Genomic DNA, 14461 nt, shown 5'->3' with positions numbered 1-14461 from the left:
ATCTGGAGCACATCATGAACGACAGCGAATCGAACAAAACCGGGACCACCCCGGAACCCGAAGGCATGAGCCGGCGTGGCTTCCTTGGCACTGGCGCCGTCACCGGCGCGGTGCTGGCAGGGGCCTCGGCCCTCGGCGGTACGGTGTTTACCCGCGAGTCCTTTGCGGCGGCGGCCAAGGAAGCGAAGTCGAAAATCCATGTGGGCCCAGGGGAGCTGGATCAGTACTACGGGTTCTGGAGCGGCGGCCACCAGGGCGAAGTGCGGGTGTTGGGCGTGCCGTCAATGCGCGAGCTGATGCGCATCCCGGTGTTTAACGTTGATTCGGCTACCGGCTGGGGCCTGACCAACGAGAGCAAGCGCATCCTGGGGGAGGGCGCCAAGTACCAGAACGGCGATTGCCATCACCCGCACTTGTCTACCACCGATGGCCGTTACGACGGCAAATACCTGTTTATCAACGACAAGGCCAACACCCGCGTGGCGCGGATCCGCCTGGACATCATGAAGTGCGACAAGATCGTCACCGTGCCCAACGCCCAGGCGATCCACGGCCTGCGCCTGCAAAAGGTGCCGTACACCAAGTACGTGTTCTGCAACGCCGAGTTCATCATCCCGCACCCCAATGACGGCCACACCTTCGACCTGCAGGACAAGAACAGCTTCACCCTGTTCAACGCCATCGACGCCGAGAAGATGGAAATGGCCTTCCAGGTCATCGTCGACGGTAACCTTGACAACGCCGACATGGACTACACCGGCAAATACGCGGCGGCCACCTGCTACAACTCGGAAAAGGCCTCCGACCTGGGCGGCATGATGCGCAACGAACGCGACTGGGTGGTGGTATTCAACATCCCGCGCATCGAGGCGGCGATCAAGGCCGGCAAGTTCATCAACCTTGACGGGGTCAAGGTGCCGGTGGTGGACGGGCGCAAGGGCGACGACGGCAAGGACAGCGAATTCACCCGCTATATCCCGGTGCCGAAGAACCCCCACGGTTGCAACACCTCGCCGGACGGCAAGTACTTTATCGCCAACGGCAAGCTGTCGCCGACCTGCACCATCATTGCCATCGACAAGCTCGACGACCTGTTCAGCGACAAGATCAAAGACCCGCGCGGCGTGGTAGTCGGCGAGCCGGAGCTGGGCCTGGGCCCGTTGCACACCACCTACGATGGCCGGGGTTTTGCCTACACCACGCTGTTTATCGACAGCCAGGTGGTCAAGTGGAACATCGCCGAAGCCATCCGCGCCTACGGCGGTGAGAAGGTCAACTACATCAAGCAGAAGCTCGATGTGCACTACCAGCCTGGCCACAACCACGCCTCGCTCACCGAAACCCGGGATGCCGACGGCCAATGGCTGGTGGTACTGAGCAAGTTCTCCAAGGACCGCTTCCTGCCCACCGGCCCGTTGCACCCGGAAAACGACCAGTTGATCGATATCTCCGGCGATGAAATGAAACTGGTCCACGACGGCCCGACCTTCGCCGAACCCCACGACTGCGTGATGGCGCGGCGCGACCAGATCAAGACCAAGAAAATCTGGGAGCGCAACGACCCGTTCTTTGCCGAAACCGTGGCCATTGCGGCCAAGGACGGGATCAAGCTGGAGACCGATAACAAGGTGATCCGCGACGGCAAGAAAGTGCGGGTGTACATGACCTCCATGGCGCCGACCTACGGCCTGACGGAATTCACCGTCAAGCACGGCGATGAGGTCACCGTGACCATCACCAACATCGACCAGATCGAGGACGTGACCCATGGCTTTGTCATGACCAACCATGGCGTGAGCATGGAAATCAGCCCGCAGCAAACCTCTTCCATCACCTTCATCGCCGACAAACCGGGGCTGCATTGGTACTACTGCAGCTGGTTCTGCCATGCGCTGCATATGGAGATGGTGGGGCGGATGCTGGTGGAGCGCACTTAACGGCGAGCACCAACCAATGTGGGAGCGGGCTTGCTCGCGAAGGCGGTGTGTCAGCCAGGCATTACTTGACTGATCCACCGCCTTCGCGAGCAAGCCCGCTCCCACACCAGATCTGTGTCGCTCCACAGATTGGGCTTTGATCAAAAGGAATACTCCGTGGCTCGACCCCGCACGTTATGGACCGGGTGTGTGTGGCTGCTATTTTCGGCCACCGCCAGTGCCGCTGTACTGCCCATCACCGACCTGCCGTTGGTAGCCGCAGGCCCGCACCGCTGGCAATTGCCCGCCGGTGACTACCAGGGCTCCTTCAGCATCGACCAGCCCCTGCAACTGATTTGCGAACCCGGTGCGGTGATCCACAGCCAGGGCCAGGGCAATGGTCTGCTGATCAACGCTGCCGACGTCACCGTCGAGGGCTGCACCTTCCTCGACTGGGGCCATGACCTCACCGCGATGAACGCGGCCATTTTCATCCAGCCCAAGGCCCACGGCGCCTTGATCAAGAACAACCGCCTGCGCGGCCAGGGGTTTGGCGTGTGGGTCGATGGCACGGCGGATGTGAGCGTGATCGACAACCAGATCCAGGGCGACCCGACCATGCGTTCCCAGGACCGGGGCAATGGCATCCATTTGTACGCGGTCAAGGGCGCGCGGGTGATCGGCAACCTGGTGCGCGATGCCCGCGATGGCATCTACATCGACACCTCCAACGGCAACCTGCTGCAAGGCAACACCCTGGAAGACCTGCGCTACGGCATTCACTACATGTTCGCCAACGACAACCAGGTGCTCGGCAACATCACCCGCCGCACCCGCACCGGCTATGCGCTGATGCAAAGCCGCAAGCTGACGGTGATCGGCAATCGCTCCGAGCAGGACCAGAACTACGGGATCCTGATGAACTACATCACCTATTCCACCCTGCGCGACAACGTGGTCAACGACGTGCGCGACGGCACCACCGGCGACACCATGATCACCGGTGCCGAAGGCAAGGCGCTGTTTATCTACAACTCGCTGTTCAACAGCATCGAACACAACCACTTTGGGCGCAGCGCGGTGGGCATCCACCTCACGGCCGGCTCCGAAGACAACCGGATTGCCGGTAACGCGTTTGTCGGCAACCAGCGCCAGGTCAAGTACGTGGCCACCCGCTTGCAGGAATGGTCGGCAGATGGTCGCGGCAATTACTGGAGCGATTACCTGGGCTGGGACCGCAATAACGACGGCCTGGGGGATGTGGCCTACGAGCCCAACGATAACGTCGACCGCCTGCTGTGGCTGTATCCCCAGGTGCGCCTGCTGATGAACAGCCCCGGCATCGAGTTGCTGCGCTGGGTGCAACGGGCGTTTCCGGTGATCAAGTCGCCGGGGGTGATGGACAGCCATCCGCTGATGAAAGACCCCACGCTTTCCCTGCTCAAGGAGCCCGCATGATGCCTGTCGTCGAAATCGAAGGCGTGACCCAGCGTTATGGGCCCGCCACTGTGCTGCATGACTTGAGCCTGAGCCTGGCGCCCGGGGAGGTTCTGGGCCTGTTCGGCCATAACGGCGCGGGCAAGACCACCAGTATGAAACTGATCCTCGGTTTATTGCAGGCAAGCAGCGGCCAGGTACGGGTGTTTGGCCGCGCGCCCAGTGATCCCCAGGTGCGCCGGATGCTCGGCTATCTGCCGGAAAACGTCACGTTCTACCCGCAACTCAGCGGCCTGGAGACCTTGCAGCATTTTGCCCGGCTCAAGGGCGCGCCGATGAGCCAGGTCTCGACGTTGCTGGAAGACGTCGGCCTGACAGCGGCGGCGCGGCGGCGGGTCAAGACCTATTCCAAGGGCATGCGCCAGCGCCTCGGCCTGGCCCAGGCCTTGCTTGGCGAGCCGCGCCTGTTGCTGCTCGACGAACCCACCGTGGGCCTGGACCCGATCGCCACCCAGGATTTGTATTGCTTGCTCGACCGCCTGCGCGGGCAGGGCACCAGCATCATCCTCTGCTCCCATGTGCTGCCGGGCGTGGAGGCCCATATCAACCGTGCCGCGATCCTCACCCAGGGCCGCCTGCTGGCCCTCGGCACCCTGGCGGCCTTGCGCGAAGAAGCGGGGCTGCCGACCCTGATCCGCAGCAGCGGCCTGCAACGTGCGGCGCTCTTGCAAAAACGCTGGAGCGAGGCCGGCCACGTGACCCAGCGCTGGGGCGCGCAAGGGCTGCAAGTGGCGGCGTTCAATGGCAACAAGCTGGACCTGCTGCGCCAGTTGCTCGACCAGGACAGCCCCACTGACGTGGAAATTGTCGTGCCGTCCCTGGAAGACCTGTACCGCCATTACATGGACAGCCCTGTGGAGCGTGCCCAATGACGCCGATCTGGAACATGGCCCGCAAAGAATTCAGCGATGGCCTACGCAACCGTTGGTTATTGGCCATCAGCCTGTTGTTCGCGGTGCTGGCCATCGGTATTGGGTGGCTCGGTGCGGCGGCGTCCGGGCAACTGGGTTTTACCTCGATCCCGGCAACCATCGCCAGCCTGGCTAGCCTGGCGACCTTCCTGATGCCATTGATTGCGCTGCTGCTGGCCTATGACGCGATTGTCGGCGAGGACGAAAGCGGCACCTTGCTGCTGTTGCTCACCTATCCCCTGGGGCGCGGGCAGATCCTGCTCGGCAAGTTTGTCGGGCATGGGCTGATCCTGGCGCTGGCGACCTTTATCGGATTCGGCTGCGCCATGCTCGCCATCGCGCTGCTGGTGGATGACGTCGAGTTCAGCCTGCTGCTCTGGGCCTTTGGCCGCTTCATGCTGACCTCGACCTTGCTCGGCTGGGGCTTTTTGGGGATGGCGTATGTGTTGAGCAGCGTCTCGGCGGAGAAATCCACGGCGGCCGGGTTGGCCCTGGGGGTGTGGTTCTTTTTTGTGCTGGTCTTTGACCTGGCATTGCTGGCGCTGCTGGTGCTCAGCGAGGGGCAGTTCAGCCCGACGCTGCTGCCCTGGCTGTTGCTGTTCAACCCGGCGGATGTGTACCGGCTGATCAACCTGTCGGGCTTCGATGCCGGCCCCGCGTCGGTAGGCGTGATGGCCCTGGGCGGTGACTTGGCAGTGCCGGAGGCGGCGTTGTGGCTGTGCCTGGCGGCGTGGGTCGCCGGGCCGCTGGCCTGGGCCTATTGGCTGTTCGCGCGGCGCGCGGCATGAATTTTTTATCGGTGGAGTAGCTGAGCATGAAAATCGGATGGGTGTTGCTGTTGAGCCTGCTGTTGGTGGGGTGTGACAAGCCGGTGGCGGCGGGGGCAGGTGATGGGCCGGTGGCGTTCCATCCGGCGGATGAGTGCCATGTGTGTGGCATGGTGATCAGCGAATTCCCGGGGCCCAAGGGCGAGGTGGTGGAGCAGGGCGCGGCGAAGAAGTTCTGCTCGACCGCAGAAATGCTCGGCTGGTGGTTGCAGCCGGAAAATCATCATGCCCAGTCAAAGCTGTATGTGCATGACATGGGGCGCAGCCATTGGAATACCCCGGACGATGCCCACCTGATCGACGCCAAGACCGCCTACTACGTGCTCGGCACCGGGCTCAAGGGCGCCATGGGCGTGGTGCTGGCCTCGTTTGCCGAGCAGGCGGTGGCGCAGAAAGTCGCGGCAGATACCGGCGGGCGGGTGCTGCGTTTCGAGGAGATAGACCTGGCACTGTTGCAGCAGCCGAGTGGCATGGCCCATAGCGGTCATTGAGCCTGCCTCCCCCCTGTGGGAGCGGGCTTGCCCGCGATGACGGCAGTTCAGTCAGCATTTCTGGCGGCTGACACACCGCTATCGCAGGCAAGCCAGCTCCCACAGCCTAGCGGTTGACCAATTTCGCCGGCAACGCAATCACCAGCAAACAACTGAGCAGCAGGCTGGCGGCAAAGAACCACATGGCCCCAGCGCTGCTGCCGGTGATATCTATCGCCAGGCCCATCAACGAGTTGCTGACCAGCCCGGCGATATTCGCCAGGGAGCACGCCAGGGCAAAACCGGTGGCCGCCGCAGTGCCGGTAAGGAAGGTCGCCGGCAGGCTGAAAAACACCGGCACCGCACCGAGGATCGCTGCCGAAGCCACGGCAAACAGGGCCACGGTGGCGATCACGTTATGGGTGAAGAACGTGCTGCTGGCCATGGCCGCGGCGCCCACCAAAAACGGCACGATAATGTGCCAGCGGCGTTCACGGTATTTGTCGGAACTGGCGCCGATCAGCAGCATGCCCGCCAGCGCGGCGACGCTGGGCAGGGCGGTGAGCAGGCCGATATGGAACGTGTCGCTGACCCCCGCGTTGCGGATCAGGGTCGGCATCCAGAAGCCCATGGCGTAGGCACTGAGCAGGATCGAAAAATCAATCCCGCCAAGCATCCACACCTTGAGGTTGAAGAACCCCTCGCGAAAGCGCCGTGGGCTTTGGCTGGCCTGGCTGTCATCGGCCTGCAACTGCTGTTGCAGCAGGGTCTTTTCGGCGGCTGACAACCATTTGGCCTGGTGATAGGTATTGGGCAGGGCCCAGAACGCCAATACCCCCAACAGCACGCTGGGCAGCGCTTCGAGCAGGAACAGCCATTGCCAGCCACGCAGGCCACCCACCTGGTCGAAGTGACCCATGATCCAGCCGGACAACGGCCCGCCAATCACACTGGACAGCGGCAGGCCGATCATGAACAGCGCAATCACCCGCCCCCGGCGATGGGTGGGGAACCAGGTGGTCAGGTAATACAACACCCCCGGCAGGAATCCCGCTTCGGCGACGCCGAGCAAAAACCGCAGCACATAGAACTGGGTGGTGGAGGTGACCAGCAACGTGCAGGCCGAGAGCAGGCCCCAGGTGATCATGATGCGCGCGATCCAGATCCGTGCGCCGACGCGCTCGAGGATCAGGTTGCTCGGCACTTCAAACAGGATATAGCCGACAAAAAACAGGCCGGCGCCCAGGCCGAACGCGGTTTCGCTGAACTGCAACTGGTCTTGCATCTGCAACTTGGCAAAACCGATGTTGATGCGGTCCAGGTAGGCCGCCAGGTAGCAGAAGCACAGGAACGGAATCAGCTTCCAGGTGATCTTGTGGTACAGCGCGTGGATTGGGTCGGCGACCGTGGGCATTGGTGTGTCTCATGGGCAATGAGGAGGGCGGGGCGAATATAGCATTCCGTCACCGACAAGCTCTGTCTGAAAAGCGCCACTTGGCTGGGGTTGCTGTGCGAAAGAAGCTACGTTTAACGCTTCTAATAAACAGAGTATCCACGGATGAGCTACCAACCCTTTACCCGAACCTTGATCGCGACGGCCCTGGTCCTGACATTCAGCGGTGTGCAGGCGGCCTCCCAGGCCCCGGTGGCCGGTGAAAACGGCATGGTGGTGACGGCCCAGCATTTGGCGACCCACGTGGGTGTCGATGTGTTGAAGGCTGGCGGCAACGCCGTGGATGCGGCAGTGGCCGTGGGATACGCCCTGGCGGTGGTCTACCCGGCAGCGGGCAATCTCGGCGGCGGTGGTTTCATGACCGTGCAGCTGGCGGACGGGCGCAAGACTTTCCTCGACTTCCGCGAAAAAGCCCCCTTGGCGGCCACCGCCGACATGTACCTGGATAAAGACGGCAATGTCGTCCCTGGCCTCAGCGCCAAGGGCCACCTGGCGGTCGGCGTGCCCGGCACCGTCTCCGGCATGGAGCTGGCCCTGAGTAAATACGGGACCCTCAAGCGCGCCCAGGTGATCGCACCGGCTATCAAGCTTGCAGAAAACGGCTTTGCCCTCGACCAGGGCGATATCGACATGCTGCACAGCGCCACCGAAGAATTCAAAAAAGACCAGGACCTGCGTGGCATCTTCCTCAACAAAGGCGAGCCGCTGCAGGTTGGGCAGAAACTGGTGCAAAAAGACCTCGCGCGGACCCTGCGGGAAATCTCCGCCAAGGGCGCCGATGGCTTCTACAAAGGCTGGGTGGCCAAGGCCATCGTCGACTCCAGCCAGGCCGGCAAGGGCATCATCGCCCAGGCCGACCTGGACAAATACCAGACCCGCGAGCTGGCCCCCATCGAATGCGACTACCGCGGCTACCACGTAGTTTCGGCGCCGCCACCGAGCTCGGGCGGCCTGGTGATCTGCCAGATCATGAACATCCTCGAAGGCTACCCCATGGCCGAACTGGGCTACGGCTCGGCCCAGGGCACCCATTACCAGATCGAAGCCATGCGCCACGCCTACGTCGACCGCAACAGCTACCTGGGCGACCCGGACTTCGTGCAGAACCCCGTGGAGCATCTGCTGGACAAGAACTACGCGGCCAAACTGCGCGCCGCCATCGAACCGCAAAAGGCCGGCGACTCCATGGCCATCAAGCCCGGCGTTGCGCCCCATGAAGGCAGCAACACCACCCATTACTCCATCGTCGACAAATGGGGCAACGCGGTGTCGGTGACCTACACCCTCAACGACTGGTTCGGTGCCGGCGTCATGGCCAGCAAGACCGGGGTGATCCTCAACGACGAAATGGACGACTTCACCGTCAAGGTCGGCGTGCCAAACATGTACGGGCTGGTCCAGGGCGAAGCCAACGCCATCGCCCCGGGCAAGGCGCCCCTGTCGTCCATGAGCCCGACCATCGTGACCAAGGACGGCAAGGCCGTGATGGTCATCGGCACACCGGGGGGCAGCCGCATCATCACCGCCACCTTGTTCACCATCCTCAACGTCATCGACTACAAGATGAACATCCAGGAGGCCGTCAACGCTCCACGTTTCCACCAACAGTGGATGCCCGACACCACCAACCTCGAAACCTTCGCCTTGAGCCCCGACACCCAGAAAATCCTCGAAAGCTGGGGCCACAAATTCGCCGGCCCCCAAGACGCCAATCACCTGGCCGCGATCCTCGTCGGCGCCCCGTCCCTGGACGGCAAGCCCGTGGGCAACAACCGCTTCTACGGCGCCAACGACCCACGGCGCAATACCGGGTTGTCACTGGGCTACTAAGCATAGGCAGGGCAGGGGCGTGTTCTCCCAGACCGCCCCGGCTCTGCCCTACAGAAGAATATTTTTTGAAATCAAGGGGTTGCCAGCCCCGGCAAATGAGTACATAATTGCCGCCATTGAACGCGCTGAGACATAAAAAACTTCAATGTTTTCAATGAGATAGAGTAGAGGCAAGCTTCACATAGCCCACTCAAGTTTATATGCGGTGAATGTCAGTGGTTTTGGCATTGATCGTTTGAGGCCGAGTAGCAAAATGGTTATGCAGCGGATTGCAAATCCGCCTACGCCGGTTCGATTCCGACCTCGGCCTCCACTCTTGAAAGCCCCGTAGATCAATGGTCTACGGGGTTTTTTATTGCCTGGGATTTCAGATCGTTTCCGCAACCTCTACAGTTTTGACGTTCGCAAACCTTGTGAAATATCACACATTGACCTTGATGTAGGTGCTAAATTTCCCCTAACCACTCGGTACTATCACGCCAGTGGGCAGACAAGGAACGCGATTATGGCAATGAATCCTGCAACAGCTGTTTCACTAAGTACTGTCCGAATTGAATCTTATTCAGAGGCTGGGAAAAGTGTTGGCACTGGTTATTTTTATAATATAGAAACCCCTGCTGCAGAGTCGGGATTTGTTAATGTAACTCCTTTGATTGTCACTAATAAGCACGTGGTGTGTGGGTCTAAGTTAATTAAAGTTACTTTGGATGTTGCAAAAAGCGGCTCGCATATAAATGAAGATGGTAGTGTTGATTGGCAGGAAAGGCATACCTTTGAGTTGGATCCGCTTGGTGGATCTATTTTGATGCATCCTGATGATGAAGTAGATTTGTGTGTGATACGGATGGGGCAAATATTAGGTCGAATTGCTGAGGGTTACACTCCGAAAAATCATTTCTTGGATAAACGATGGCGACTTGGTGTGGATGATTTTCCGCACATAAGACCAATCGAGTCAGTGGTAATGGTTGGATATCCAAATGGAATGTGGGATAAACATAATAATAAGCCTATTGTGCGGAAGGGAATGACCGCAACCCATTGCTTAACTAGGTGGGATAACAACAGATATTTTGTAATAGACTGCGCTTGTTTTCCAGGCTCAAGTGGATCGCCTGTATTTCTTTACGAAGATGGAATTTATCGAGTGGGTGGAGACAAATATGCCCCCGGCACGGGTGCTAAGCTCATAGGTACGCTATGGGGGGGGCCGACGTATTCAAATAAAGGTAAGCTCATTCCAAAGCCGGTTCCATCTCTTTTGGCTGCTGACGCAGACGCTATCCCTGTTATAGAAGTAATGATGAATTTGGGGTTTGTAATTCATGCTGATGCGTTGGATGATTTTATTCCCATAATTAGTCGTCTGATTGAAAATAACCAGTGATGGTAATACCCATCTTTATTTTATATCCCTTTAGATGTCTTTGATGCGGCGGAATACGCCGCACACTTTTTATATTTTATTTTAAGAGAAGAGATGGTTTTATTTTGTTGGCTTCACTATCTCACCTATTCTTCTATACACTTTTTTGGTCATTTCTTCTGTGGAATGGCCGAGAAGCCGACTGGCATGAGTTAACTCGATTTCACTAGCAGCTTTTGGGCGAATGTCTTTGAACTGGAACTGACGGATCAGCACGGCTAGGGCCGTGTCACCGTCGGCACCGGCCTTAATGGCGGCTTTTTCTCGGGCTTCGTCCCAGCGGTTGCGTAACATTTGCGCGCTCATGCGAAGACCGGATGTGTTGGTGATCAGTCTCGACGTTTTGATCCCTGCGAGGGTCCGGCGCTCCTGTAGATTGCTGATAAAAGCACTGAGCCCGGATTGCACTCCGTCGTCCTCCAGTAGAAGGCGCAGCTTTTTTTCGGTTTTTCCCTGTTTGACCATCAAGAACCCTGCGTTCAAGTCGGTGACGGCCACTTTGAGCACATCGGCAGGACGCTGGCCAGTGAGATAGGCCAGGTCCATCGCGTCCTTTAGTTCCTGCACGGCCTCGGTGTACACCGCATTCCACACCATATCGCCGGCGTAGTAGTCCCGGGGCTTTTCTTTGTTGCGTCGTACACCGAAACAAGGGTTAGCATTGCTGGTCAGCCCCCACTCGCGGGCGATTGTGAAAATGTGCGACAGCAGCGCGATTTCCCGGTTGGCCCTGACCTTTGCGGTCCTGGCGTCCCTGTACTGCGCGACTACCTGGGGTGTGATCGAGTCAATGGGCGCCTTCTCAAATGCTTTCCTGAGCTGTTTAAGTTCCTTCATGTTGTCTGGTCGAAGTCGCCCAGGTCAACGGACAACAACCACGCGTACAGCGCGGCAACACCACCGTTCTCCAGCTCTCGACCCACCGCCTTCTGCCGTTCCACCGGTAGCGTCTCCATCGGCCAAAGCACCAGCATTCGCCGATCACTGGGCGCGATCGGCCAGGGCATAATCTCGTTACTGAGGAACGCGGCGTTCATGTGGTTGGCTTCCTCCCAGGTGAGTACACCGATGATTTATTTGCTATATCACAGCGGGCTGAGACGAGCCGGGTGATGGTGGTGCTGGACCAGATAAACGAACGATGGGCCAGGGGCACGCTGCGTTCGGCCAGTGTGCCGGTTGATCCTGACTGGGGTATGCGTCGTGAAATGATGAGTCAAAGCTATACAACTAAATTAGACCAGCTTTGGAGAGTAAGTTGTATTTGACTAGTGATGACTGAATTTTTTATTCAAGCTCGAGATAATTATTTAGTGTCAGGAAACTTTTTCCTAAATTGTTGAGATGTAAGCGTACTCTATAGGAGGCAACCTCGCCTGCTGAGTCGCTGTACGGATAGATATCATTAGGGTTAGGTACATACGGATCAAATCCGTTGTCAATATCTGTTGCTCTCATTAACCTTTCGTGATCGGACTCTTCATGCTCAACGTTATCGTCGTAAAACTCTTCGTCGACTCTGGCAATGGCCCAAGGAAAGATCAATTTCATGAGCTTCTTCGGGTCGGAGCAGACATAGTATTGAAACCACTCCCTTGAAAGGGTTTCTGTTCCATATTTGTCATGTGCAAATATTTCAATTTCAGAGCGCCCAAGACTTTTATTGTACCAGTGATCAAATCCGACAGAAACCTTGAGGCCCGACTTTATGAGTTTCATAAGTTCTAGGTCTAATGTGAGTCGTCTAAGTTTTTGCTCGTGTGGTGGGCCATCAATGATTTCTGATAGGTGGCGGAGAGATTTTCGGTCAAGTATTTTTGTTTTTGGAATTTTTATGGACCAGGCCTTTGGAGTTCTGCGAATGTTATTTTTGCATACGTGTTGCCAAAGCGTTGTATTGGTGTCAGGTAAATGAGCCACCAAAATAACGGGGAGAGAGTGGTTTATCCAGTAATCAAGGTGTACCAGATCGCCGCGATAGGTGAATGAATCTTTTGACTCAGAAAAGTTTCCTCTGCCAGACTTTATCTGGACTGCGATTAGTTTTCCAGTTGGATCGCCATCCATAGCCGATTCTATCTGTGCATCAATGCCCATGTCGACAATGGGCTGCTCTCTAAATATCCACTCAAGCTCACTGGTGATGACAGTTGAAACTGCATTTATACCTAGGCGTTCGGTCTTGTTGTATCGACTCATCGACGGCAATGGTCCTTAAGTTTATGTGTGTGCCTCTATGTCGGGGCGGACTGTTTTCGACCCTGAGCGGCCTTTCACGTATGGGCACTGAAAACCCACAGTGCTGGCTAGCATCGGACCGTCTGTCCGTCCATGAACTGAGCGGTCGGATGTTGGCTGCCAGAGTGCTTAAGCTAAGGGGCTGTCATTCTGAATGTCATGCTTCGGCTTCATCAGAAATATGGTCCTCGTCTCTGATACCTGCTGTTTCTAGAGAGGCTCCGACCAAATCATCAAGCCCTCTTTCAATAATTCTAGCTGCTCGGGGATCCGAAACTTCGTATAAAAAGGAGGGTTTTCCTCCGGAGTCGCCGGGCACGGAGCCGCTCTGACGGACTAAGCCAACATCGCTCCATTTTGTGATTTTGTTGCGTGCGCCTTGATCACCGATCCGAAATGTTGTTTGAACGTCCTTGTTTATGAAGGTCGTTTTTCCAAGACGATAAAGCTGAAGTAGAGTGTCTTTTTTGTACCAGGTTTGAATGGTGTCTCTTGCGTATTTGTCTTGGGCAAGTTCGATAGAGATTGAGTCAATTTTTGGAGGGGCTTCACTTCCGCGAGCATCATGCTCCCTGAAGACAGTATCCATTAGTCTGATCAACTCTCGTGGAGAACGTAACGTTAGTGCGCAAAACTGATTAAAGATGACGTCTGAGTTTAAGTCATCAGAAAACATATTGGAAAAATTAGTGGAGCCTTCAGAGTAGAACTGAATTCTGCGATCCAACATCTGTTGGAGTTGTTCGGCTGTCCATACGATTTTGGCGTTGGCAATTTTGTCGAGTCGAATTTTTAATTTGTTGTTGAAATGGTCCTCCACATTGCCCCAGACGAAAAACATCCACGAGAATCCGTCCACTTCAAGGAGCTGAATATTTGCAAGTAAAGGATGGATTAGGCGGGCAGTGGCCTCTACAGAATTGTCTGTTTCATTGGTTTCATCAAGCTTGTCGACAAGAACACACACGCCTGTAAACCCAAACATTCGACTTAGTTCGACTAGCTTAGAAAGAATGGCCCTTGGGGTATTGGCGGAGTCACTAATCAGGCTAGTCAATATGCGCTCAGCAGAATCTTTAATGTCTAGACTCTCATCCACTTTGTTTTTGACAAAAGCGTGAAGAAGTCCTGCGAATATGTTGCTTACAGATCCCCATCGTCTAGTAAGCCAGATCTTGCTTTTAGTGGTCCATGCGCTGCCGAGTAGTTTGAATGCTTCTGATGTGGACGTATCCCTATCCATTTCTGGAATTGTTAAATACAAGCCTTCGAGTAACGCTAGAATTAATGCTTTGTCGTGTTCGTCCAGTTCGCTCAAATGCTTTTCGCGATCTTTGTCTTCTAAAGAAGAAAGCCAGGCAAACATCTGTTCTATTACAAAAAATGCAGCAAGTGCGCAGATGTCTTTGTCTGTTAGGTGGCCGCGTTTGAACTTATCAAGAATTTGTCCGAAGTCTGTAAGGTTTACAATAAAAGGCTGAGCGATAGTAGGGTCGCTGGCGGCAGCTTCCCAAGCCTCTTTATATACAGTCAGTCTCGTGGCGCTTTTTCCGGCGCCACGATCTCCAAATAATATAAACGAACTAAGTCCTATTGAGCGTTGCGCAATGGTTTCTAGGTAAGGAGGTCGAACTGCGTAAGCAGCAATGTCGGGTTCTTTTTCAGCATTATAATGCTCAAAAGGATTTCCCTTGAGACCTAGGCTCTGCGCGATGTTCATTCTGCTCCCTTCCTTCGGAGTTTTTTAGGAATGTCAAAATACCATTTGTAGTGGTCAACTAATCCCGGACACGACGTTAAGTTTTTTCTCGGCCTGAGCCGGGGCCAGCCCATTATTGAACTGATGCGGTCTAATCCAGTTGTACCGATGCATCAGGTAATAGCTGATGTCGC

General features: G+C 56.6%; 11 protein-coding genes, 1 tRNA gene and 2 pseudogenes. 9 read left to right on the top strand and 5 right to left on the bottom strand.

Translation table 11 applies throughout. The features are described from left to right. Nucleotides 1–14 precede the first annotated feature (14 nt). From nosZ to HBO11_RS25815, 5 genes are all read left to right on the top strand, one after another. On the top strand, nt 15–1937 hold the full coding sequence (gene nosZ, locus HBO11_RS25835; protein ID WP_169957073.1) for a TAT-dependent nitrous-oxide reductase: 1923 nt from the start codon (nt 15–17) through the stop codon (nt 1935–1937). 189 nt (nt 1938–2126) lie between these two features. Next, nucleotides 2127–3374, top strand: coding sequence for a nitrous oxide reductase family maturation protein NosD (locus tag HBO11_RS25830; RefSeq protein WP_169957088.1), 1248 nt, complete (start codon nt 2127–2129; stop codon nt 3372–3374). Continuing rightward, on the top strand, nt 3374–4285 hold the full coding sequence (locus HBO11_RS25825; RefSeq protein WP_169957087.1) for an ABC transporter ATP-binding protein: 912 nt from the start codon (nt 3374–3376) through the stop codon (nt 4283–4285). The genes HBO11_RS25830 and HBO11_RS25825 overlap by 1 nt, the downstream gene beginning before the upstream one ends. Continuing rightward, entirely contained in the window at nt 4282–5112 is an 831-nt protein-coding gene (locus HBO11_RS25820) for an ABC transporter permease subunit (protein WP_169957072.1), read from the top strand. The genes HBO11_RS25825 and HBO11_RS25820 overlap by 4 nt, the downstream gene beginning before the upstream one ends. Nucleotides 5113–5138: 26 nt before the next feature. Then, nucleotides 5139–5642, top strand: coding sequence for a nitrous oxide reductase accessory protein NosL (locus HBO11_RS25815; RefSeq protein WP_169957071.1), 504 nt, complete (start codon nt 5139–5141; stop codon nt 5640–5642). A gap of 106 nt (nt 5643–5748) precedes the next feature. Here HBO11_RS25815 and HBO11_RS25810 read toward each other — a convergent pair whose 3' ends face one another. Beyond that, the gene (locus tag HBO11_RS25810; RefSeq protein ID WP_169957070.1) at nt 5749–7035 is read right to left on the bottom strand and encodes an MFS transporter; all 1287 of its coding nucleotides are present in this window, start codon (nt 7033–7035) and stop codon (nt 5749–5751) included. A 144-nt stretch (nt 7036–7179) separates the two neighbouring features. On the opposite strand from HBO11_RS25810, the gene ggt reads away from it, so the two are divergent. The 3 genes from ggt (at nt 7180) to HBO11_RS25795 (ending at nt 10291) form a co-directional block, all read left to right on the top strand. Further along, nucleotides 7180–8904 carry a gamma-glutamyltransferase gene (gene ggt / locus HBO11_RS25805; protein ID WP_169957069.1) on the top strand — a complete coding sequence of 575 codons (1725 nt, stop codon included), beginning with the start codon at nt 7180–7182 and terminating at the stop codon, nt 8902–8904. Nucleotides 8905–9143: 239 nt separating this feature from the next. Further along, a tRNA-Cys gene (locus tag HBO11_RS25800) sits at nt 9144–9217 on the top strand. 192 nt (nt 9218–9409) lie between these two features. After that, entirely contained in the window at nt 9410–10291 is an 882-nt protein-coding gene (locus tag HBO11_RS25795; RefSeq protein WP_169957068.1) for a serine protease, read from the top strand. Nucleotides 10292–10390: 99 nt separating this feature from the next. Here HBO11_RS25795 and HBO11_RS25790 read toward each other — a convergent pair whose 3' ends face one another. Beyond that, nucleotides 10391–11167, bottom strand: a complete 777-nt coding sequence (locus HBO11_RS25790; RefSeq protein WP_262381119.1) for a tyrosine-type recombinase/integrase — start codon at nt 11165–11167, stop codon at nt 10391–10393. A gap of 5 nt (nt 11168–11172) precedes the next feature. Beyond that, nucleotides 11173–11385, bottom strand: a pseudogene (locus tag HBO11_RS25785) (hypothetical protein); the annotation flags it as partial. Here HBO11_RS25785 and HBO11_RS25780 point away from each other — a divergent pair. After that, nucleotides 11383–11598: pseudogene (locus HBO11_RS25780) on the top strand (DUF4113 domain-containing protein); the annotation flags it as partial. The pseudogenes HBO11_RS25785 and HBO11_RS25780 overlap by 3 nt on opposite strands. Before the next feature lie 19 nt (nt 11599–11617). On the opposite strand, the gene HBO11_RS25775 reads toward HBO11_RS25780, so the two are convergent. Together HBO11_RS25775 and HBO11_RS25770 are read right to left on the bottom strand one after the other, a co-directional pair. Then, on the bottom strand, nt 11618–12529 hold the full coding sequence (locus HBO11_RS25775; protein ID WP_169957067.1) for a DUF4365 domain-containing protein: 912 nt from the start codon (nt 12527–12529) through the stop codon (nt 11618–11620). A 196-nt stretch (nt 12530–12725) separates the two neighbouring features. Beyond that, entirely contained in the window at nt 12726–14288 is a 1563-nt protein-coding gene (locus HBO11_RS25770) for a hypothetical protein (protein WP_170059006.1), read from the bottom strand. Nucleotides 14289–14461: the final 173 nt, after the last annotated feature.

Origin of the sequence: Pseudomonas sp. WS 5010, from assembly GCF_012985565.1 — a bacterium.
Taxonomy (GTDB): Bacteria; Pseudomonadota; Gammaproteobacteria; order Pseudomonadales; family Pseudomonadaceae; genus Aquipseudomonas.
This window is presented reverse-complemented; position numbering and strand designations above follow the sequence as displayed.

Coding starts and splice junctions, on each gene's coding strand:
- nosZ (WP_169957073.1), top strand. CDS start 15: ATGAACGACAGCGAATCGAACAAAACCGGGACCACCCCGGAACCCGAA.
- HBO11_RS25825 (WP_169957087.1), top strand. CDS start 3,374: ATGCCTGTCGTCGAAATCGAAGGCGTGACCCAGCGTTATGGGCCCGCC.
- HBO11_RS25820 (WP_169957072.1), top strand. CDS start 4,282: ATGACGCCGATCTGGAACATGGCCCGCAAAGAATTCAGCGATGGCCTA.
- HBO11_RS25815 (WP_169957071.1), top strand. CDS start 5,139: ATGAAAATCGGATGGGTGTTGCTGTTGAGCCTGCTGTTGGTGGGGTGT.
- HBO11_RS25810 (WP_169957070.1), bottom strand. CDS start 7,035: ATGCCCACGGTCGCCGACCCAATCCACGCGCTGTACCACAAGATCACC.
- ggt (WP_169957069.1), top strand. CDS start 7,180: ATGAGCTACCAACCCTTTACCCGAACCTTGATCGCGACGGCCCTGGTC.
- HBO11_RS25795 (WP_169957068.1), top strand. CDS start 9,410: ATGGCAATGAATCCTGCAACAGCTGTTTCACTAAGTACTGTCCGAATT.
- HBO11_RS25790 (WP_262381119.1), bottom strand. CDS start 11,167: ATGAAGGAACTTAAACAGCTCAGGAAAGCATTTGAGAAGGCGCCCATT.
- HBO11_RS25775 (WP_169957067.1), bottom strand. CDS start 12,529: ATGAGTCGATACAACAAGACCGAACGCCTAGGTATAAATGCAGTTTCA.
- HBO11_RS25770 (WP_170059006.1), bottom strand. CDS start 14,288: ATGAACATCGCGCAGAGCCTAGGTCTCAAGGGAAATCCTTTTGAGCAT.